The 17,806-nt window shown below is 59.4% G+C and carries 17 protein-coding genes; 8 read left to right on the top strand and 9 right to left on the bottom strand.

All coding sequences use genetic code 11. The features are described from left to right. Nucleotides 1–145 precede the first annotated feature (145 nt). Nucleotides 146–1,189, top strand: coding sequence for a sugar phosphate isomerase/epimerase (locus tag QEH54_RS01665; protein WP_309016873.1), 1,044 nt, complete (start codon nucleotides 146–148; stop codon nucleotides 1,187–1,189). 79 nt (nucleotides 1,190–1,268) lie between these two features. Continuing rightward, nucleotides 1,269–2,426, top strand: a complete 1,158-nt coding sequence (locus tag QEH54_RS01660) for a Gfo/Idh/MocA family oxidoreductase (protein WP_309016872.1) — start codon at nucleotides 1,269–1,271, stop codon at nucleotides 2,424–2,426. Between the two features lie 109 nt (nucleotides 2,427–2,535). Here the strand turns inward: QEH54_RS01660 and QEH54_RS01655 are convergent, their stop codons facing one another. After that, entirely contained in the window at nucleotides 2,536–3,432 is an 897-nt protein-coding gene (locus tag QEH54_RS01655; protein ID WP_309016871.1) for a LysR family transcriptional regulator, read from the bottom strand. A 119-nt stretch (nucleotides 3,433–3,551) separates the two neighbouring features. Between QEH54_RS01655 and QEH54_RS01650 the strand changes: the two genes are divergently transcribed. Both QEH54_RS01650 and QEH54_RS01645 read left to right on the top strand, forming a co-directional pair. Continuing rightward, the gene (locus tag QEH54_RS01650; protein ID WP_309016870.1) at nucleotides 3,552–3,734 is read left to right on the top strand and encodes a hypothetical protein; all 183 of its coding nucleotides are present in this window, start codon (nucleotides 3,552–3,554) and stop codon (nucleotides 3,732–3,734) included. 271 nt (nucleotides 3,735–4,005) lie between these two features. Beyond that, complete coding sequence (locus QEH54_RS01645; protein WP_309016869.1) at nucleotides 4,006–4,719, top strand: putative metalloprotease CJM1_0395 family protein; 714 nt, start codon at nucleotides 4,006–4,008, stop codon at nucleotides 4,717–4,719. Nucleotides 4,720–4,744: 25 nt separating this feature from the next. Here the strand turns inward: QEH54_RS01645 and QEH54_RS01640 are convergent, their stop codons facing one another. From QEH54_RS01640 to rapA, 5 genes are all read right to left on the bottom strand, one after another. Then, nucleotides 4,745–5,968 (bottom strand): DUF4126 family protein, encoded by a 1,224-nt coding sequence (locus QEH54_RS01640; protein ID WP_309016868.1) that lies wholly within the window; start codon nucleotides 5,966–5,968, stop codon nucleotides 4,745–4,747. Between the two features lie 139 nt (nucleotides 5,969–6,107). Beyond that, the gene (locus tag QEH54_RS01635) at nucleotides 6,108–6,347 is read right to left on the bottom strand and encodes a hypothetical protein (RefSeq protein WP_309016867.1); all 240 of its coding nucleotides are present in this window, start codon (nucleotides 6,345–6,347) and stop codon (nucleotides 6,108–6,110) included. 271 nt (nucleotides 6,348–6,618) lie between these two features. Next, nucleotides 6,619–6,828: a hypothetical protein gene (locus QEH54_RS01630; protein ID WP_309016866.1), complete on the bottom strand. Its 210-nt coding sequence runs from the start codon at nucleotides 6,826–6,828 to the stop codon at nucleotides 6,619–6,621. A gap of 62 nt (nucleotides 6,829–6,890) precedes the next feature. Beyond that, nucleotides 6,891–7,472, bottom strand: a complete 582-nt coding sequence (locus QEH54_RS01625; RefSeq protein WP_309016865.1) for an SGNH/GDSL hydrolase family protein — start codon at nucleotides 7,470–7,472, stop codon at nucleotides 6,891–6,893. A 146-nt stretch (nucleotides 7,473–7,618) separates the two neighbouring features. After that, a complete protein-coding gene (gene rapA / locus QEH54_RS01620; RefSeq protein ID WP_309016864.1) occupies nucleotides 7,619–10,480 on the bottom strand; it encodes an RNA polymerase-associated protein RapA in 2,862 nt (953 codons plus the stop codon). 198 nt (nucleotides 10,481–10,678) lie between these two features. Here rapA and QEH54_RS01615 point away from each other — a divergent pair, with 198 nt between their 5' ends. Further along, on the top strand, nucleotides 10,679–11,644 hold the full coding sequence (locus tag QEH54_RS01615; protein WP_309016863.1) for a chemotaxis protein CheW: 966 nt from the start codon (nucleotides 10,679–10,681) through the stop codon (nucleotides 11,642–11,644). 17 nt (nucleotides 11,645–11,661) lie between these two features. Here QEH54_RS01615 and QEH54_RS01610 read toward each other — a convergent pair whose 3' ends face one another. Next, complete coding sequence (locus tag QEH54_RS01610; RefSeq protein ID WP_309016862.1) at nucleotides 11,662–12,669, bottom strand: hypothetical protein; 1,008 nt, start codon at nucleotides 12,667–12,669, stop codon at nucleotides 11,662–11,664. Nucleotides 12,670–12,831: 162 nt separating this feature from the next. After that, entirely contained in the window at nucleotides 12,832–13,353 is a 522-nt protein-coding gene (locus tag QEH54_RS01605; RefSeq protein ID WP_309016861.1) for a chemotaxis protein CheX, read from the bottom strand. 303 nt (nucleotides 13,354–13,656) lie between these two features. Between QEH54_RS01605 and QEH54_RS01600 the strand changes: the two genes are divergently transcribed. The 3 genes from QEH54_RS01600 to QEH54_RS01590 all read left to right on the top strand — a co-directional run bounded on the left by QEH54_RS01600 (nucleotide 13,657) and on the right by QEH54_RS01590 (nucleotide 16,818). Beyond that, nucleotides 13,657–14,526, top strand: a complete 870-nt coding sequence (locus tag QEH54_RS01600; protein ID WP_309016860.1) for an HDOD domain-containing protein — start codon at nucleotides 13,657–13,659, stop codon at nucleotides 14,524–14,526. After that, on the top strand, nucleotides 14,523–15,977 hold the full coding sequence (gene sthA, locus QEH54_RS01595) for a Si-specific NAD(P)(+) transhydrogenase (protein WP_309016859.1): 1,455 nt from the start codon (nucleotides 14,523–14,525) through the stop codon (nucleotides 15,975–15,977). Before QEH54_RS01600 ends, sthA begins: the two co-directional genes overlap by 4 nt. 106 nt (nucleotides 15,978–16,083) lie before the next feature. Continuing rightward, nucleotides 16,084–16,818, top strand: a complete 735-nt coding sequence (locus QEH54_RS01590) for an SOS response-associated peptidase (RefSeq protein WP_309016858.1) — start codon at nucleotides 16,084–16,086, stop codon at nucleotides 16,816–16,818. Here QEH54_RS01590 and QEH54_RS01585 read toward each other — a convergent pair. Then, nucleotides 16,815–17,798 carry an alpha/beta fold hydrolase gene (locus QEH54_RS01585; protein ID WP_309016857.1) on the bottom strand — a complete coding sequence of 328 codons (984 nt, stop codon included), beginning with the start codon at nucleotides 17,796–17,798 and terminating at the stop codon, nucleotides 16,815–16,817. The two genes, QEH54_RS01590 and QEH54_RS01585, sit on opposite strands and share 4 nt — an antisense overlap. Nucleotides 17,799–17,806 lie beyond the last annotated feature (8 nt).

Below are 17,806 nucleotides of genomic sequence, written 5' to 3'. Positions count from 1 at the left end.
TTCCTATGCAAGCCAGCAGAAGATCGCCTTTCTCATTGCCTCCCGCCTTTCGCGGGCTTTAATCCCTCTTTCATTGATTTAACCCTAAACCAGCTCGCTCGCTGCGAGCCGAATCATCCCCAAAACCGATAGCCAAAGCATAGCTATGCCGAGACCCGTCACACTATTCACCGGCCAATGGGCCGATCTGCCAATCGCTGAACTAGCCCCGCTCGCTAAGAAAATGGGCTACGACGGCATCGAGCTCGCCTGCTGGGGCGACCACTTCGACGTGGCCCAAGCCGCCAAGAGCAAGAAATACTGCCAGGAGCTCTGGGAACTGCTCGAGGAAAACGGCCTCACTTGCTACGCCGTTTCCAACCACCTCGTCGGCCAAGCGGTCTGCGACAACATCGACGAGCGCCACAAGGCCATTCTTTCCCCCGAGATCTGGGGCGACGGCGATCCCGAAGGCGTTCGCAAACGCGCCGCGAAAAACCTCATCCTTACCGCCAAAGCCGCTCGCAAGTTCTTCGACTGCAAGCCGGGCCGAGGCAAGACCGACGACTTTCCCGCGGTGGTCAACGGCTTCACCGGCTCCTCCATCTGGCACGCCCTCTACGCCTTCCCACCCACCGATCAGGCCTTCCTGGACAAAGGCTTCGCCGACTTCGCCAAGCGTTTCATCCCTATCCTGGACGCCTTCGACAAGGTGAACGTGAATTTCGCTCTCGAGGTTCACCCCACCGAAATCGCCTTCGACACCGCCTCGGCGCGCCGCGCCATCAAAGCGGTCAAGGGACACAAGCGTTTCGGCTTCAACTACGACCCATCCCACCTCGGATACCAGGGCGTGGACTACGTGCGCTTCATTCGCGAATTCTCGGATCGCATTTACCACGTGCACATGAAGGACGTCTGGTGGGGCCACGGCGACGGCTCGGTAGGCGTTTTCGGCGGACACACCAATTTCGGCGATCCCAAGCGCTACTGGGACTTCCGCTCCCTCGGCCACGGCGATATCAACTTCGAGGAAATCATCGTCGCCCTCAACGACATCGGCTACGCGGGTCCGCTCTCCGTGGAATGGGAAGACATCCGCATGGACCGCGTACACGGCGCCAGCGAAGCATCGGATTTCGTGCGCGCCTGCGACTTCCCCAGCAGCAACGTGGCCTTCGACGCCGCCTTCGACAAGGAAAAGCAATAGCAACGGTGGCGCGTGACGTCCCCGGCACGCGCTCTCCCCATCACCCAAAACCAAACACCCAGTACCCAAAGATTTTGTAATGAAAAGAAAACTACGCATGGGCATGGTCGGCGGCGGACAAGGCGCTTTCATCGGCGCCGTTCACCGCGCGGCCGCAAACCTCGACGGACAGATCGAACTGGTCGCCGGAGCCTTCTCCTCCGATGCCAAACGCTCCAAAGCCTCCGGTAAGGAGCTCTACATCGATCCCGCACGCTGCTACGGCAGCTACAAGGAAATGGCGGAAACGGAAGCCGCCCTCCCAGCCGACGAGCGCATCGACTTCGTTTCCATCGTCACCCCGAACTTCATGCACTTCGACGTGGCCAAGACCTTCCTCGAAGCGGGCTTCAACGTCATCTGCGACAAGCCCATGACCCTGACCCTCGCCGAGGCCAAAAAGCTGCGCGCCATCGTCAAGAAGTCCGGAAAAGTCTTCGCCCTCACCCACAACTACACCGGCTATCCGATGGTGAAGGAAGCCCGCGAATTGGTGAAGAAGAACAAGCTGGGCAAGATTCTCAAGATCGTGGTCGAGTACCCGCAGGGCTGGCTTCTTTCCGCCCTCGAAAAGGAAGACCAGAAGCAAGCCGCCTGGCGTACCGATCCCAAGCGGGCCGGCTCGTCCTGCTGTATTGGAGATATCGGTACACACGCCGAAAACCTTGCTCGCTACATCACCGACTTGAAGATCACCGAACTCTGCGCCGACTTCACCACCTTCGTTCCCGGCCGCTTGCTGGAAGACGATGGCAACATCCTCGTGCACTACGACAATGGAGCCCGCGGCATCCTGCACGCTTCGCAAATTTCCGGCGGCGAGGAAAACAACCTGAACATCCGCATCTACGGCGAAAAGGCATCCCTCGAATGGCATCAGGAGCATCCGAACGAGCTTGTAGTGAAATATCCTGACAAGCCTCGCCAGATCCTCCGCCGCGGAAACGACTACCTCTCCAAGGCCGCCCAGGACAACACCCGCCTACCCTTCGGCCATCCCGAAGCCTTCATCGAAGCCTTCGCCAATATCTACATGGCGGCCGCCAAGGCCATCGACGCGGAAGTGCACGGCAAAAAGATGCCCAAGAACCTCGACTTCCCCAACATCGAAGACGGCGTGGAAGGCATGGCGTTTATCGAAACGGCGGTGAAGTCCTCCAAGGCGAAGGCCAAATGGACCAAATTCGTCAAAGCGTAAGCCACCCCCTGTAGGGCGGGGCGCCGACCCGCCAGAAACAGTCGCCTCAACGCGGCGACCTACAGAACCTTTTCAAGCGACGGTTTCACCACCGTCGCTTTTTCTTTGCCTACTTCCCCCGATCGTACGCCACCTCGCGTACCAGATCGATGAATACACGCGCCCCTGGACTCAGATAGCGTCGAGCATGGGTCAGGGCGAAGAGCAAGCGGCTCATGCGGGCCGATACCAGCGAGCGGTAGACGATGTTGAACGGCTGCGTCTCATCGATCGCCATTTCCGGGAGGATCGCCACCCCGATTCCCAAGTTCACCAATTCCTTCAAGGAACGCACCTGCGAGCAGAGCGCCACCACCTTGGGCTCGATCTTCATTCTATCGAAGAAGTCGAAAACCTTGTCGCCCAGCGTAGCCGACTCACCGAGCAGCACCAATGGCTCGTCCTTGAAATCGTTGATGGAAATCGCTTCCTTCTGCGAGGCCAGCGGGTGCTTGGCCGAAACCGCTAGCACCAAAGCCTCCTGCAAGAGCGGCTCCGCATCGATGATCGGCGTGTCTCCCGTATAGGAACTGATCGCCACCTCGAGATGCCCCTGCACCACTTCGTCGATCAGCCGCCGTCGCAAGTTCTCCTGAATGTGGATCTGAAGCTTCGGATAGCGCTCTCGACAGATCGATAAGGCAGGCGGGATCAGATAGGGCGTCACCGAAGGCGTCACCCCCACTTTCACCACTCCAGTGATCTCCTCGGCGCTCTCCTTGATCTGACGCTGGGCGTTCTCCACCTCCATCAGAATGGTGCGGGCCCGCGACTCCAGAAAGCGGCCCGCCTGCGTCAGCTCCGCCTTTCGACCGAGCCGATTGAAAAGCTTCTGCCCCAGCTCGCCCTCCAGCTTGATGATCTGAGCGCTCAACGAGGGCTGGGAAACGAAACACTTCTCCGCCGCTCGCGTGAAGTTTCCCTCCTCCGCCACCGCTAGAAAGTACTTTAGCTGATGCAATTCCATAGTCGTTTCCTATGGTTTGCATAAGTATTAAGTATTTCAACTTATAAATGCCTTATGATAGTATTCTCACGTCAGCAACACTGACAGACAAAATGAACCTACACTACACCAGAAACATAATGATAGCTGCCGTCATCGCCCTTTTCGCGTTGCTCGGCCTCTTGGCTCTCTACACGGGATCCAAGATCTTGACCGCTAGCTTCGCGGTCGTCGCTGCGCTGGCCTTCATGGCGAAGCTTGAACAAGGCGCAGGGAGCATCGCTTCGAAGCGAGGCTCGCAAGGGAAACGCTCACACGCGTAAGGGATCGGTGAGGTAGACTTAAAAAAGAAAATAACCGGGACTAACATCCCAATTGAAACCAGAGCCGTCGGGTCCGCCCGGCGGCTCTGCAATTTTACAGCCCTCCCCCTCCATCGCTCCTCTCTCGCGCCCGCCTCTGGCGCAACCAATATCTGCAACGTTACAAATAATAGTTGCGCAGCGTGGCGTTGGAGCGGTTTTCGGGGCGCAAATTTAAGGTTTTCGCGGGGATGCCGATCTTTGAGATGGAACGCTAACGCTTCCTCGCACCATGATCGCATCCGTCTCCAACGCTTCCGTCGCCCATTTCGGGACGAACGGCCGCTACGGCCAAGGGTCTTCGCAGACCTTGGACCCGCGGCAGGAAAAGGGTCGCGCCCAAACGGGGCTCTACGGGGAGAAGGAAAAAGACGCCCAAGGAGCCGCCTCCGAATCAAAGGGAGCCGGCGCCAAGAAACTCACGCCGGACGAGCAGAAGCAGGTCGAGGATTTGAAAGCTCGCGATGCCGAGGTCCGCGCCCATGAGCAGGCCCACATGGCGGCCGCTGGCAGTCTCGCCATGGGCGGTCCGAACTACGTCTACCAGCTTGGCCCGGATGGAAAGAACTACGCCATCGGGGGAAACGTAAAAATCGACACCTCTCCCGGACGCACTCCGGAGGAAACCATTCGCAAGGCCCAAGCCATCCGATCCGCGGCCCTGGCTCCTGCCGATCCTTCAGGTCAGGATTTGAAGGTGGCTTCCGCCGCTTCGTCAATGGAGCAGCAGGCGACGCAGAAGAAAAACGCCAAGGCTAGCGAGCAAGGCGAGCAGCAGCCCGCTGGAGCTGCCGCGTCCTTTGACAGCGAAAGCGATATAAGCGACATTCGCCAGCTCGGCGCCGCGACGAGCGCCGGTCAAGCCAACCCGACTGGCGGGCCTGGCGCCGGCATCGCCAAGCGGATCGCTTCGGCCTACCAGATCAGCGGCGCCCTCGCCAGCTAAGGCAAGCTAGCGCCGTCCCGTTTCTCTAAGCTGGCAGCATGCCTTTTTTCAGCAGCTCCGAACGGAAGGCTGAACGATAGAAGCGGTGATTGATAAATGCCATCAGAGGCACTGCCGCCGCTCCGACTACCGGCACGAACTGCAGAATCACCAGCAAGATGAAAACCAAGCGGATCAGCCACCTGACCACGAAGCCCCTCTTCCACGGAAGGTAGCGGCGATACGGAGCGACGAGTTGGAAACGGTAGTAGATGACGCCAATGATCAGCCCCAAACCGGGTATCAGGCTGAACAGGGCTCCGAACAGCATGACCGGGAACAGCCGAGCGTCGACCCTCTCCAAGTACTTGCCGGTTAGCTCCTTGTCGCCAAGAAGCGTCACGCCATCCGTCTCGCATTTGGCATCGACACCTTTTTCTTCCGCTCGATCGCCGGACAGCGGGGATCGACGCAATTCGAGCAGCCTGACCTTCTGGGCGACCGGATCGCTTTCCGTTTCCTCCTGAATGCCCCCAAGGAAACTCAGCTTCTTCGGACGTTCCTGAACATGGCCACAGGAATAGCACGCCGTAGCAAAGGGATGGATACGGGTCTGGCAGGAGGGGCATTCGATCTTGGCCGCTTCCATCTTGCTCTCGTGACGCTTGCGGATCATCCAAAGCACGCCGTAGACGAAACCGAGCAAGGCCACCACCACCACCGGCAGGGCGATAAGAATCCAGACGCCGAACAAGGCCCAAAACTCCTCGCACCAGCTGATGAAGCCGCGGATTCCCAAGGTGTCGTCCTCGTCCGCATCGTTGAGAATCTCCACCACTCCCTGACGCGTGCTCGCCAGAAAATAGGTGGCTCCCGCCGATATCAAAGCGGGGATCGTATCGAGGATCCCGGCGTGAGAGATCACTTCGTTGACCGCCTCCACGTCCGTGGCGCTGAGAAGCCCGAAACTGGTGGCGGCGGACAGGGCCGGTTTTACGTAGGTCATGCCCTCGTCCATGATCTGCCGCACGTCGGGCGACTTCTCGCCAATCAGCTCGACGGCAGCTAGGATGCCCAATCCCCAGACTACCATGGGGTTGGTGAACCAATGCGGAGCGTCGGACATTTTCTGCAGAAACTCGATGTCGCCTAAAAACGGCAGCGAGCTTCCGTACTTGGCCACCAGAGCCGAGGCGAATGCGGGGAGAAAGGCGCGGGAGGCGAAAAAACCAGACAGGCCCAGAGAATAGAGCAGGCTATTGATATCCATGAGGAAAAGGGAGATTTCGCCGTGAACTCAAAACGACTCGCCCTACGAGCACAAACTCAAACATCCCGCGCCCTCGGGAAGAAACAGGGCCCGTTTTTCGCTTCGAGCAAGGATGCGAATCCCCCCGCTCGCCATGTCCTCACGCTCTGGCGGAGAACTGGGAACCGGCGGGCAGCCGGCTTTCGATGGCTCCTTGCTGGTTGTAGGCCAGCTTGCGCGTCATGGCTCGCGCGAGCTTCGAGCGGGCCAGACGCATCATGGTTTCCTCCGAAATGTTCACCGACTGCCGCGGCGAAGCGGAAACGCGGTTTGACTTGGGCGGTTGCGACGCGGCCACGCTTTCGCCTCCGCTGGACTGCGGATAGGCAAATCGATTCAAGGGGACGGCGCTCTCAAAGGACATTCGCTCAGCATCATAGCGAATTCCCGCAACTTAACAATAGAGGAAATCGCTCATTTTGAGAGCTTTTTGACGTTTCGCCGCCCGCCTCCAGGCAGCCGTCTAGCGCTTGCGACGCAGCTCCGGGCTGCAGCTCCGGGCTACGACCGGACACGCTCGCGCCTCAGCTTTGACGAGAGCCGCACAAAAAAAACGCCCGACTCCATGCAAGGAAAGCCGGACGCAGCGAACGGTGAGGACGAGAGGAGTTTCAGTTTAAACCGCTCACATCGGCATCGTTAAGAGAGGGACTCTCCAGCACGAAACCTCTGCTTCTGGCCCAATTTCGGGCGGCTTTCCGGTTGTTGAACTCGATATCGGAAACGAGATCCTGGGGATTCTCGGCATTGAGCAAACGATAGTGCCCGTTGCTCAGCTCTTCGAGGAGAGCGGGTTTCAATAGGCTTTGATGAGGTGTCATTTTGACTTCAAAGGTCTCTCAAGGCATCGACAGAAACCCTAGGCTTCTTAACCTTTTTCGACCTAGTCCAGATCGCAAAACGAGCGCAGCTTCTGGGCTACGGTTTCCGCGATGAAATCGCTGGCGCGCTCGTCGAAACAAATGCCCGCCGGGCGCCAGGAGTCCGCTCGCGAGGCCGCTTTGACGATGCCGTAGAGGTCCAGCACCTCCACGCCCAGACGCCGGGCCACCGCCTTGGCCTCCTCGTTGTAGAGCGAGATGGTCTCGTTGTCGTAGCCGAACTCCTCCTGCGATTCCACCCGGCGCACGTCCACTGGCGTGGTGGTCACCCAGATCGGCACCGAGGTGCTGCGCTCCAGGATGACGCGCAGGATGGCGCTGACGTTTCGCTCGAAGGACTTCAGCGGAAGCACGCGCTCCTTGTCACCGAAGCAGATCTGCCGCGTATCGAGAATGCCCGTCTGGATGAGCACGTAGTCCGGCTGCCACTTGAGCACCCACTCGCGCAAGCCAGCAAGGGCTCCCACCGTGGAGCCCACCGCTAGATCCGTGCCCCAAAGCTCGACTTTCCCATTGAGGATATTTCGCAACACCAGGGTGTAGTCCGAACACACCTGATCACCTATCAGTACGATCTTCTTCATGATCCGTTTCAACTAGAGAGGCCGCCCTCCACAATGCAGGAAAAGCGGAAAATCAAGACTCTAGCGCGACAAGCTCATCGCTGCAAACACCTAACTTGCAATATCATACCCAGAAGTTGCTTAAGGTGAAACGCAGTTCCCAGTCTCTAGAGCGGTTTCAGATCCTCCACCTCGCCCTCGACCACCAGGCGCAGCGAATCCAGACGGAGTCGGGCTTCCTCAATAGCGCCCAGCACGCCTGACAGCTCTTTCGCAGCGGTCTGCACTTCCTCCAGACGCACGTTGTCGTTGATCTTCTGCAAATCGCGCAGGCGCTGCAGCTCGTCGCCGAGCCGTTTCTTGGCGGCGGCCTTAGCGGCGGCTTTCAGGCGCTTGGCGTGCTTTTCCGCGATCTCCTCCGCTCCGCCGACCATGGCCTCGAGGAACTCTCGATTGAAACCCGGCCGTTCCAGAAAACGATTGATGTCCCCGTCTTCAAGATGGGCCTCGGCCCAAGCCATGTCGCGCTCGCCGGTCAGATCATCGCCCCGAATGCCGACCACCACACGCACTGGCGTGGGAGAAAGAAACCGGTCCACATGCAGCTTCGAAAGGGCCACCGTTTCCAGCACGAAGATCAGCTCCAGACTCAAGCCTGGCGTATAGCTTTCGTAGATACAAAACGAGCTCACGCCCTTCTCCGAATTCGTCAGCAAGTCGATCGCGTCGAAAACCAGCGAATGATCGGGAGAAACGAACATCATGTCCTCGCGGGCGATGGCTCGGCTCCGATCGAAGGTAGCAAGAGCCCCGTCGGCCGGGAGCGAGGGAAACGCCTCCACGAAGGCGTGCGAGGGATCAAGAGCGACATCCCCCCCTTCCTGCTCGTCGACACGCACGCCGTAAAACTCCAGCAGCTCGTAGAGAAACTCCTTCAGGTTCGAATCGCTCTCAGCTTTGCGTATCCGAGAAATCACGTCACTCGCCACGTTCTTGTCGAAGGAGTTCAGCTCTAGCAATCGATCGCGACCTTTCCTCAATCGAGCCGAGAGCTTTTCGCGAAACGCTTCCGTCTCCTCGATGAAGGCTTCCAGCTTGTCGCGATTCTTCTTCCTTGTCCTTCCGTATTCGATAGCCAACGACACCACCCGTTCGCCAAACGCCTGCAAGTACTCGCTCCCCCCGTGCACGCAGGTTTCGAAGCCATCAAGCCCTTGGTGGATCCACTCCGCGACCCATTCCTGCGCCGAACCTACCACGTAGGGAACATGGATCTGAATCGTACTGGTTTGACCAATACGATCTAGGCGGCCGATTCGCTGCTCCAGCAGGCCGGGGTTGATCGGCAGGTCGAAAAGCACCAGGTGATGGGCGAACTGGAAGTTGCGGCCCTCGCTACCGATCTCCGAGCAGATGAGGATCTGAGCCCCATCCGGCTCGGCGAACCAAGCCGCGTTGCGGTCGCGCTGCACCAGCTGCAGCTCCTCGTGAAAGAGGGCGATCTTCACATTGAGCGACTCGCGCAGGGCCGATTCCACCGCCATGGCCTTCAGTCGCGTCTTGCAGATCAGCAGGACCTTCACGTCCTTGCGCGCCCGCAAAAAGGATACAAGCCACTCGATGCGGGGATCGCCTTTGAAGTTGTAGCGTATGCCGCTCTCGTCGCCGCTGGCTTCCACCGCCAGCTCCTTGGCGAGATGCTCGAGCAGCGCTTGATTTTCACCCGACTCCAAAGGAGCCGGACAATACTGACGCTTCGGAAAACCGGTCATGGCGGCGCGCGTGTTTCGAAAGACCACCCGACCGGTGCCATGCTCGTCGAGCAGGGCCTTCAGCAGCGACTCCCGAGAGCCCCGCTTGCCGGCCTTCAAGTCGGACAAGCGCTTCGCCAATCCGGCCGGATCGCGCCGGAAGATCTCCTGCAATGCCGCGGCGTCCTCCTTGTCGAGCTTCTCCTGGTCGATGACCTTGCCGGCGATCGTGGCGACCGTTTCAAACCCCGCCATCTCCTGTTCGAAGGACGCCAGATCCGAATAGCGATCCGGATCGAGCAGACGCAGCCGGGCGAAGTGGCCAGCCAAGCCGAGCTGGGTTGGCGTGGCCGTCAACAGCAGCAGGCCTTGGCTGCGGCTGCCCAGCGATTCGACGAGCGCGTATTCCGGGCTCGCCTGCTCGGGACTCCACTCCAGGTGGTGGGCCTCGTCGACGATCACCATATCCCAGCCGGCCTCGATAGCCTGCTCGGAGCGCACCTCGCTATCGGCGAGGAACTCCACGCTGCACAGAGCCAGCTGCTCATCGAGAAACGGGTTTCCCCCTTCGTTGCTGGCCTCGAGCGCCTGGCAACGCGTTTCGTCGAAAATGCTAAACCACAGGTTGAAGCGGCGCAGCAGCTCCACGAACCACTGGTGCACCAAGGGTTCCGGAACCAGGATGAGAACCCGGCTGGCCCGACCGACCGAGCGCAGACGCTGCAGGATCAAGCAGGCTTCGATGGTCTTGCCCAGGCCGACTTCGTCCGACAGCAGCACCCTCGGCAGCTGCCGCTCCGACACTTCCTTGAGGATATAGTACTGATGGGGGATCAAATCCACGCGACCCCCGAAAAAGCCGCGCAAATCGGAGCTGCGCAGCGCGTTTTGCGTCTTCAGGGCTCGATACCGCAGTTCGAACACCTCGCGCCCGTCGACCTGCCCTCCCATCAGACGATCCTGAGGGTGACTGAAGCCGCCCGCCTCCGAGAGCTGGTCCTCCCTAGCGGATCCGTTTTCGCCGGTGTAAACGAGCAGCCCATCGACTTCCTGCACCGTCTCCACGGTGAAACTCGCTCCATCACGGGTGTTGACCCGCTCGCCAGCTCGGTAGACGACACGTTTGAGCACGGGAGTCCCGGCAGCGTAGATCCTCTGCTCGCCCGAGGAGGGAAAACTGATGGAAACCCGATAGCCATCCACTTCGCTCACCATGCCCAAGCCCAGCTCCGGCTCCGGTTCGCTCACAAAACGCTGTCCTACTGTGTATTTGTCCATTCGTGCTGGCGTAACTTGTGCAGCCTTTGCGGAAAATCGACCCCGAAACGGTCTTCCAAGTGTCTTTCCTAAGGGATCCGAGGGCGAATCCTCGCTCATGCAAGGATTTTTCCTAAACGCCCAGGGCAAGCATCCGATAGAAGAATCCCCGAATCGCGCCTTGCCCCGTTCCCATCCCCGACCTTCGCGACACTAGAAATGAACGCTCCCGCTACCTCTCGAGACGCCATCTTGCTGGAATCCGGAACCAACGAGGTGGAATTTATAGAATTCTTCCTCGGCGACATCAGCTACGGCATCAACGTCTCCAAGGTGCAACGCGTTCTGTCCCGAGCCAGCGTGGAGGTCACCAAGGTGGCCCAGGCCCCGCACGCGACCTTGGGCATGATCCATATCCACCAGAAGCCCGTCATGCTGATGGACCTCAAAGCGGCCCTGGGCGTCCCTTACGACGAAAACGCCGTCAACCCGGACCGACAGCTCATTCTCGTCACCACCTTCAACAAGCAAACCACAGCCTTCCTCATCGACGGCATCTCCAAGATCCACCGAACCTCATGGGAAGATTTCGAGCCGCTGGGAGAAAAGGTGAACGGCGAATCGGCTGGAGGATTCTCCACCGGCACAGTGACCCTGGACGACAACATCATCATCATCCTGGATCTGGAAAGACTGATGCTGACCTACTTCCCCAGCGCCCACCGCCCCGTCAAGCCTCTGGATCCGCTCGAAGGGCCTCTGGAAGGCCGCGACAGCGTCCGCATCCTCTACGCGGAGGATTCCAAGATGGTGCGCAACATCACCACCGACATCGTGCGCAATGCCGGCTACCTGCAAATCGACGCCTTCGAAAACGGGCTCGAGGCCTTTCGACACCTCTCCATGATGATCGAAGCTCAGGACGACCCCAGCGAATGCCCCTACGACCTGGTGTTGACCGACATCGAAATGCCGCAGATGGACGGACTCACACTCTGCCGACGTATCAAGGCCGAACTTTGCAAGAAAGACCCTCCCAAGGTCATCGTCTACTCCTCCCTCATCAACAAGGAGATGAGCGCCAAGTGCGCCTCGGTCGGAGCGGACGCCCAGCTGGCGAAACCCGACGTGGAACAGATCGTCGCCTTGATCGACCAGATCTGCCTGAAAGCGGCGTCGGCCTAGCCAAATCTCGAAAAGACCTAGGCTGTCGGGACTGTCGGACGACGTTGCGAAACCACCGCCCGCGTCGCGTAATCCCAAAAACGGCGCGACTCCTCGGAAATGCGCACTCCGCCCAGCCAGCGTTCCACGACCTCGCCATCCATCAAATGGCCCCTGCCATCCAGCAGGGCGCGTCCACGCTCGGTCAACTCCAGCTTCTGATCGTGAAACGGGATCCACGCCAAAGCTCGAGGGGGACAAAGAAACGGCCTCCCGCCGGCCACCGCCAGCAGCGGATCCTGGCCCGAACACAGGTGATCGAGCAACTGCCAGAACTCCCAATTGGTTCGAAAGCTCGCCGCTTCGGTCTGATCCACCGCTTCGAAAAGCTCCTGCGGAAACCCGATACCCAAACGCACCGCGTCCAGAATCTGGCATTGAGAGATGGAAAGCCCGTTTTCCGAGCTGGGCAGCTCCTGCAGCCAACGCTCCAAGGCGGCGCATAGCGACGACCACGGACCGCTTTGCAGCCGGCGATACGCGAACTCGACATGGGAAACATCTGGAGCCGTCACTGCCATCCAAGCGCTTCGATAAGCGTCCAGCATCGGAAAATCGAGCGCCTCCCCTTCCCGGGCCACCTCGAGCAACGCCCCCTCCTCGAAAACGCAAAGCGGTCCATCGATGACCATCACGCGAACCTGCTTGAGAGCCCGTTCCGAATGAAAGGAGAGCCAAAACAGAATCTGGGAAAGCTGCAGCTGGTCCAGCAAGGAGCCGCCAAACAGCAGGTAAATGTCTTCCCCCGACTCCAATGCCTCCTTCAGCGCCTCATTGCGCAGCATCAGATCCGCTTCCGCCACGCCATCCTCGTCCCATCCCGCCGCGGAAAAGACCTGAGCTCGAGAGGTCGCGTACGCGTCCAGGTCGAGAGCGGAAAACAAACGGCCGAAGGCCAGCGGATCGTCCCACGACTCGACCAGCAAACGCTCGTCAGCTCGCCTTAGGGCGTTCACTGTGGCAGCCTCATTTGTAAAAACCCGCATCGGAAGTGCAATAGGTGAGACGCTTTGCAGGCAGCGTCAAATCCCATTTGAAAGCTTACAAAAAGCTTAAACTTGGCCAAGCCAACAACTTGAAAATGCCGCGCAGCGAACCGCCCTCGGCCTTCGCAGCTTAGGCAAGGCGCTCGCCATCCCAACGGATGCCTACTCCAGGCAGAAGTCGATCATCAGCTTGGTGCCGAATCCCTCGAACAGGTACTGGCGACGAATGCTCAGTTTCGAGTTGTCCACCTTCAATCGCTTGTTAGTCAGAACCTTAGGAGTTTTAAGCATCAACTTTGGATAGGTGTGGGTGAGCCCTCCCTTCACCAGACCGGCGAGCATGTTGCCAATCTCGCCCATGGTATCCAGCAGCGTTTCCTCCGAATCCCCCTCGATCCAGTCCAGGCTCTTGGCCTCGTAGAGATCCAGGGTGATGCGCTCCGCGACCGCGTGCGGCAGGATGAGCATCACTTTTCCATCGACGTCGCCAAAGAAGCCTACCGCGATGGCATAGACCCCTTTTTCCAAAGGCAGGCGGCGCAGAAAATCGCCTTTGCTGCCGGTCAGCAGGCAGCTGTAGTCGAGGTAGGTGACGCTCTCCCCCGCCATCGCGTCGAAAACCTTCACCACCGCGTTGCGGGCGAGCTTGTCGAAATGATCTACTGGAGCGTCGGTGTCGGGCATAGTCGTGATGAACTGAGGCAGCGGCTGAGAATCCCGCAGTGACACGGGAATGCTTTTCAATCGTCCCTAATTCGTCCCACTGAAACCCGAGAGGCGCTCACAAATGATTAAGAAATGTAAACCTCGCCGCTAAGCCGCTGGACCCGATTGCCTTAGCCTAGGAATTAGGTTAACACCCTCTAGGCTTCGATGGTGTTTTTTACTTAATCCAAACCAAGTTCGCGCCGAAACGGAATAGAACCGACCACCTCCAAGCCAGAAAACCGATACACCGACTCTCCTCCTCACGAGTACGCCGCTCGCATGTCGACCAACCCACACGAAACCGACTCCTACTCCCCTAAGCAGATCGTCGCCAACGCGATCATCGAGGGCATTCGCAGCGGCAAGCTAGAGCTGCCAGTCATTCCACAGGTCGCCAGCAAGATCTTCAGCCTGACCAACGACCCGAACGCCGACATGAAGGAGCTCTCCAAGCTGATTCACGGCGACCAGTCCATCGCCTCCCATGTCCTGCGCATCGCCAACTCCGCATCCTACACCAGCGGCGAACCGATCGTCTCCCTCCAGCAAGCGGTCACTCGACTGGGAATGAAGCTGCTGGGGGAAATCGCCATCGCGGTCTCCATTCAGAGCGACATCTTCAAGGCGCCCGGTTTCGAAGCCCATATCAAAGGCCTGCTCAAGCACGCCCTCGCCTCGGCTGCCTACGGCCGCGAAATCGCACGCAAACGACGCCGCAACGTCGAAGGCCAATTTCTCTGCGGGCTGCTCCACTCCGTGGGCAAGCCCATCTGTCTCCAACTCATCTCGACTGTTCAAAAACGGAAGGAGATCACGCTCGCCGATCGGGAAGTCGCCCAGATCGTAGGCATGCTCCATTCCAAGATAGCCACCAAAGTTGCCATCGACTGGAAACTGCCCAAGCAGCTTCAGGTCACCACCGTCTTCTTCAGCAAATACGAAGGCGCCCCAAACTTCAAAGACGAATCCGCAGCGACCTACCTGTCTCAACTCCTCGCCAGCTGGCTCATCAGTCCCGCCAAGCTCAACGCCATCGAACTAGCGAAGGATCCCGTTCTGGAATTCCTCAATCTCTATCCGGACGACTTCCAGGACCTGCTGCAAAAGAAGGACGACGTGAAAAGCGTCGTCGCCGCAATGGAGCTATGAACATCGACCAAACCTTCGACCTTATCGTAATCGGATCCGGCCCCGGAGGCCAAAAAGCGGCCACCGAAGCGACCAAGCGCGGCCTCAAAGTAGCTATCGTCGAACGCGAACGCGCCGTGGGCGGCACCTGCGTGCACCTCGGCACCATCCCCAGCAAAACCCTGCGCGAAGCGGCCCTCACCATCGCCACCCTTCGCCGCAACGCCGACTTCTTCGACTTCAAGCTCAAAGAGGATATGGAAGTATCCACTTTGATGAGACGGCTCGATACCGTGCTCCAGTCCTACACCGGCTTCATCTCCGAATACCTCGGAATCAACAGCGGAAAACTCTTTCAGGGGAGGGCCTGTTTCGTGGACCCGCACACGGTCCTCGTCACCACCGTAAAAGGGAAAAAGATCACCCTGCGAGCCCGCAACACCGTCATCGCCACCGGTTCGCGTCCCCGCACCCCGCAGCAGATCCCGGTCGATCACGAGCACATCCTCGATAGCGATTCCATCCTCAGCATGATCTACCTGCCGCGATCGCTCACCGTCATCGGCGCCGGAGTCATCGCCTCGGAGTACGCATCCATTTTTTCACTACTCGGCGTTCAGGTCACCATGATCGACCGTACGCCGAGACCGCTCATGTTCATGGAGCCCGAGCTCACTAGCAAGTTCCTCGACCATTTCACGCGAAACGGCGGCACCTACATCGGCAACGCTCGCGTGGACGAAGTCGAGTGGAACGGCTTTCAAACCGTCACTCGACTGGACAACGGCAAGGAAATCGCAAGCGACAAGCTCCTGGTGGCTCAAGGTCGACTGGCCAACACCGAAACGCTAAACCTCGAGGCGCTTGGCATGAAAACCGGCCGCAACGGGACCATTGAGGTCGACGAAACCTACCAGACCAGCGTGCCCGGCATCTACGCCGTGGGCGACGTCATCGGACCGCCCTCCTTGGCATCCGTATCCATGGAACAAGGACGCCGTGCCGCCTGCGCGATCGCTGGCGAGAACATCTCCCATCAGATCAACATCGTGCCCATCGGCATCTACGCCGTGCCAGAGCTCTCATCGGTGGGACTCTCCGAGGAAGAGGCCCGAGAGCAGTACGGAGACGACATCATCATTGGCAGAGCAGACTTCGACGAAGTCGCCCGCGGACAGATCGCCGGCATCCAGGACGGGATGCTGAAGATCATTTCCGACCCGGAAGGCAAAAAGATCCTCGGCGTCCACATCGTCTCGGAAGGGGCGACCGACCTCATCCACGTCGGCGAGATGGCCATCATCAACGGAAACGAGGTCGATACCTATCTGGAGAACATTATGAATTTCCCCACTCTCGGCGAAGCCTACCGCATCGCCGCCCTGAGCATCGTGAACAAGCGCGCCCAGCGGGCCAAGAAGCGAGCTAGCTCCCCTATTCACAAGCTGATACCGGAAACCGAGCTGGACTAGCCAGGTCCCGCCGCCAGACCCGGCCGCGAACCGCGCATCGGCAGTCGTTTTTGAGCAATTCCAACGTTGTAAAAAAGGGAGCGTGCGCCCACTGTTCCTACCAACTATGTGCGGCCGATACACCCTACGAAAAGGCTTGACCCAAGTTGTCGCGAAAAACGGCAGCTACGCCCTTTCGCAAACGGACGTCGACTGCCTGGCTCAAAGCGCTCGCTACAACATCGCCCCCACTCAGACCACTCCGGTGCTGCGCAAGCGCTACGACGCTTCCTACGAGCTGGAGGTCTGCCAGATGCGCTGGGGACTGATCCCGAGCTGGGCCAAAACCGCTCGGACCCTCTCCCCCATGATCAACGCCAGATCGGAGACCGTAGCGGAAAAGCCCGCCTATCGAGCCGCCTACCAGCGCCGGCGCTGCCTGATCCCCGCCGACGGCTTCTACGAATGGCGAAAATCGCGCGGACAGAACCTTCCGTTCTTCTTCAGCATGAAAGACGATTCCGTTTTTCTCATGGCTGGCATCTGGGAGGCCTGGATCAGCGAGGGCGGGGAGACGATCGACAGCTACACCATTCTCACCACCCACGCCAACGCCTTGCTGGCGAAGTATCACGACCGCATGCCGGTGATCCTCGACCCGGAGCGCATCGAACTCTGGCTGGAGAGCGACGTCGCCCGCCTCGGGCTGGAGGAGCGCAACCACCTGTTCGCCCCGCTCGACGCCAGCCTGATGAGCTGCCAAGCCGCCAACCCCATGGTGAACAACAACCGCAGCGAGGGTCCGGACTGCCTCGCCGCTCCAGCCGCCGCGCCCAAGTCGCAGCTGGACCTGGGCATCTAGGCAGAAGGCTTTCCCAACAGAAAATCCAGAGCCACCCGCTCGTGCCAAGCCTCGCCCCGCACCCTCCGGCCCGGGAAGCCGAGATGCCCTCCCTGGCGCGGAAAACATGCGTGCAGAAACGAGCTCCTCGAGGCGGTTTCCTCGGGAAAGCAACCCTCCGAAAGAAACGGGTCGTCGAGGGCGTTCAGCAGCAAGGCCGGCACCCGAATGTCCGCCAGCCAATTGAGGGCGCTGCACTTTCTCCAGTAGTCCTCGGCGCTCGCGAAGCCGCAAAGCGGCGCCGTGTACGTTCCGTCGAACTCCACGAAACTGGCCATCTGGCGACAGCCTTCAGCGTCTATGACATCTGGATACAGCTCGGCTTTGGCTTCGATCTTTTCGCTCAGTAGGCGAATAAAGCGCTTCATGTAGAAGCCGTTCGACCGCTCGCCTATTCGCTTGGCCGAACCTTGCAGGTCCACAGGGGCCGACACGGCTGCCGCCGCTCTCACCTTGCGGGAAACTCCATCCGGAAATTCGCCCACGTATTTCAAAACCACATTGCCCCCCAAGCTGAAGCCAAGCAGGTAGATCGTTTCGTATCTGTTTTCCAGATACAGAACCACCTCCGCCAAATCTCCGGATTCGCCGCTGTGATAAAAGCGGGCTTTCCGGTTCAGCTCGCCGCTGCAGCCTCTCATGTTCATGGCGACAGCGTCGAGCGAAGGCAGGCGCCTGACCGCGGACTGCGCCATGCTCTTCACGTAGGGAGCTGTGGACGATCCCTCCAGCCCATGCAGCATCAGCAGGCAGCTCTCGGCGCTTCCGTCTCTACCAGAACACGTGTCCAAGTCCACGAAGTCCCCGTCGCTCAGCTCCAATCGTTCGCGCCTGTAGGCGATCCGGATCCGACGCCGAGACACGTTGGGAACGATGGTCGCCAAGTGCGGCCCCTTCAAGGGCCAAGGACATCGATAGGAGCTAGCGTCAAGGTGTGGCATGCCATTTC

The sequence above is a fragment of the Pelagicoccus sp. SDUM812003 genome (assembly GCF_031127815.1).
Lineage (GTDB): Bacteria > Verrucomicrobiota > Verrucomicrobiia > Opitutales > Opitutaceae > Pelagicoccus.
Note: the sequence above shows the minus strand (reverse complement) of the source record. Positions and strands in the feature narration are given on the sequence as shown.

Bases quoted from the DNA above. Each gene is read 5' to 3' on its own strand.
- QEH54_RS01645 (WP_309016869.1), top strand. From the start codon at position 4,006: ATGATCGCATCCGTCTCCAACGCTTCCGTCGCCCATTTCGGGACGAAC.
- QEH54_RS01615 (WP_309016863.1), top strand. From the start codon at position 10,679: ATGAACGCTCCCGCTACCTCTCGAGACGCCATCTTGCTGGAATCCGGA.
- QEH54_RS01625 (WP_309016865.1), bottom strand. From the start codon at position 7,472: ATGAAGAAGATCGTACTGATAGGTGATCAGGTGTGTTCGGACTACACC.
- QEH54_RS01605 (WP_309016861.1), bottom strand. From the start codon at position 13,353: ATGCCCGACACCGACGCTCCAGTAGATCATTTCGACAAGCTCGCCCGC.
- QEH54_RS01585 (WP_309016857.1), bottom strand. From the start codon at position 17,798: ATGCCACACCTTGACGCTAGCTCCTATCGATGTCCTTGGCCCTTGAAG.
- QEH54_RS01655 (WP_309016871.1), bottom strand. From the start codon at position 3,432: ATGGAATTGCATCAGCTAAAGTACTTTCTAGCGGTGGCGGAGGAGGGA.
- QEH54_RS01665 (WP_309016873.1), top strand. From the start codon at position 146: ATGCCGAGACCCGTCACACTATTCACCGGCCAATGGGCCGATCTGCCA.
- QEH54_RS01660 (WP_309016872.1), top strand. From the start codon at position 1,269: ATGAAAAGAAAACTACGCATGGGCATGGTCGGCGGCGGACAAGGCGCT.
- rapA (WP_309016864.1), bottom strand. From the start codon at position 10,480: ATGGACAAATACACAGTAGGACAGCGTTTTGTGAGCGAACCGGAGCCG.
- QEH54_RS01640 (WP_309016868.1), bottom strand. From the start codon at position 5,968: ATGGATATCAATAGCCTGCTCTATTCTCTGGGCCTGTCTGGTTTTTTC.
- QEH54_RS01630 (WP_309016866.1), bottom strand. From the start codon at position 6,828: ATGACACCTCATCAAAGCCTATTGAAACCCGCTCTCCTCGAAGAGCTG.
- QEH54_RS01600 (WP_309016860.1), top strand. From the start codon at position 13,657: ATGTCGACCAACCCACACGAAACCGACTCCTACTCCCCTAAGCAGATC.
- QEH54_RS01650 (WP_309016870.1), top strand. From the start codon at position 3,552: ATGATAGCTGCCGTCATCGCCCTTTTCGCGTTGCTCGGCCTCTTGGCT.
- QEH54_RS01610 (WP_309016862.1), bottom strand. From the start codon at position 12,669: ATGCGGGTTTTTACAAATGAGGCTGCCACAGTGAACGCCCTAAGGCGA.
- sthA (WP_309016859.1), top strand. From the start codon at position 14,523: ATGAACATCGACCAAACCTTCGACCTTATCGTAATCGGATCCGGCCCC.
- QEH54_RS01590 (WP_309016858.1), top strand. From the start codon at position 16,084: ATGTGCGGCCGATACACCCTACGAAAAGGCTTGACCCAAGTTGTCGCG.